This window comes from Rhizobacter sp. P1_G5, assembly GCF_056405435.1.
This window is the reverse complement of record NZ_JBFUCB010000847.1, coordinates 1-2,009: the sequence shown is the minus strand read 5'-3', so window position 1 is coordinate 2,009 and position 2,009 is coordinate 1. Positions and strand designations below refer to the sequence as shown.

At 59.7% G+C, this 2,009-nt stretch carries 2 protein-coding genes; one reads left to right on the top strand and one right to left on the bottom strand.

Features of this window, described 5'->3' with window-relative positions:
* A partial coding sequence (locus tag AC1D12_RS31845; protein WP_477845169.1) for an AAA family ATPase occupies positions 1 to 1,141 on the bottom strand: 1,141 nt, incomplete at its 3' end.
* 284 nt (positions 1,142 to 1,425) lie between these two features.
* On the opposite strand from AC1D12_RS31845, the gene AC1D12_RS31840 reads away from it, so the two are divergent.
* On the top strand, positions 1,426 to 2,009 hold a 584-nt coding region (locus AC1D12_RS31840; RefSeq protein WP_477845168.1), incomplete at its 3' end, for an AlbA family DNA-binding domain-containing protein.

The following is a 2,009-nucleotide window of genomic DNA, read 5'->3' as shown; positions in this document are numbered from 1 at the left end:
GCAGGTTCTGGTAGCCCAAGCCGATAGAGTACTCGGGGAGCAGATCCTCTCCCGAGTCCTTCTTCATGCTGTACTGGACCGCGGTGCCATGGTCCAGCAGATCTGCCGTCTGGATCCGGGTTCTGAACCGAATCTCCTGCGGATCGTGCAGCCCCGGATAGCCGAGTTCCTTGACCTCGTCCACCGAGGGCGCAATCGCGTCGTGGATCTTCTTGTCCAGCTCCCTCTGCGCTTCGGCGACGGCTTTGATGAGATCGGCACGATGGCCATGGCCTGTCGCGGCCACGTTGAGGTGTCGCCGGGCGAACTGGAGCAGTTGGCTAGAGAAGAGACCAACGCGGTGAGGACCGGACGTGGACCGGGAGTCTGCCTCCTCGCTTCCCAGGCCGCGCTGAGCCGCGACGAAGTCCACTCGGATCAGTTTTGCCAAGTGCTTGCGCTCGAGGGGCACGGCATCCATCGGAAGAGCCGGTGTCTTGTAGCTGGCGCGTCCTGACAGGGGATTGTTCTGTGCGTCCAGCTGATAGGCCTTGACCTGACCCATCTTGGTGGACTCGCGCAGCCAATAGTCGAGCAGGTCGATCGGCCAGGCCAGTGAGTCGTTGCCCATGTCTCGCACGGGCAGGCGGGCGTTGTGATACCCCCACGCAAGTTCCTTGAGCGAGGCAACATCGGTTGCCGGCTCGAGTCTCAGGCGGACTCCAACTGCACCGCCTTGCCAGTTGAAGTTGGACAGGAACGGCGCGACGAAGTGGTACATGCCCTCTTCGGCGTTAAACCACAGGTCGAGGGTGGGCATAGCGGACAGAAGCGTCTGCAGCTGCGCGTCCCAATCCGTGGCGTCAGTGCCGGCCGCGGTGGCGGGATCCTCGGTCAGCATCTCCCACTGCTTCCCCAGTTCCCGCAGCTTTGGCCACTGGGACAGGCTTATATCGAAGGCCCCGAAGGGTGAACCGTCAGCCAGGAAGTGACGCAGCGCCGCCAACACGGATGTCTTCCCGCTGTTATTGGCGCCGACAAGGATCGTCGTCTTGTTATCGATGTCCAGCTCGACCTTCCCGAGCCGGCGGAACTGACAGAGTTCCAGATACTGAAGAGTGATGCTTCCCGTGGCCGCGACCGGTGCAGTGGCTTCCGTCATGTGTCGTGCTTCCTCAATCTGGCCGCGTGTGGCGCGGCGTGCTAGTGCGATGACATCTCCGTCACCTAGTCCCATTGGAGCGATTTGGAGGGTGTCCTACTTCCTGAAGGTCACGAAATATCGTCTCGCGCCGTATCGCCATGGCCAAGACTTACGCAAGGACGTACGGATAGTCGCCCGCAACTGATGGAGAGTCCACTGCAATGGTTTACAGGAAGACGCTCCGATAACTGTTTGAGTGCTCAGTACACTCGAGGCTTCTACCCTCATCGACTGAGGTCAGTATGCTTGCGACGCCATGGAGCAAGATCGACGAGTCCACTCTCACTCAGCTCTGCCACGAAGGGGCTGCTGAGTCGATCACTCTGGAGTTCAAGCGCGAACCCTGGAGCAGCCAGAAGAACGACTATCGGAACGAGTTTGCGAAGGACGTCTGCGCCATGGCGAATGCAGCCGGCGGTGACATCGTCTGTGGCATTGCGTCTGCAGCTGGCGTTGCTGATGGGCTGGTGTCGATCACCACCGAGTCATTCGACGCCTGCCAGCTCCGACTCGAAGAGCTCTTGGCGAACCATGTTCAACCACGGGTGGCAGGCGTTCGATTCAAGTCCGTGCCGCTTGCAGTAGGTGGGTACGCGATGGTCGTTAGAGTCCCGAAATCGTTTGACGGACCGCATCGATATAAGGTGCGCTCACATCAACAGTTCCCTGAGCACTATCGATTCGTCCTGCGTTCGAGCACTGGAGCGATAGACATGGACTACGGCCAACTCCGAAATTCCTTTGGGCGGACCACGACGCTGCTCGATCAAGCAAAAGCGTTTCGTGAAGCTCGTTTCGTAAGACTTTCAACAGGTCGGTTTCAGCG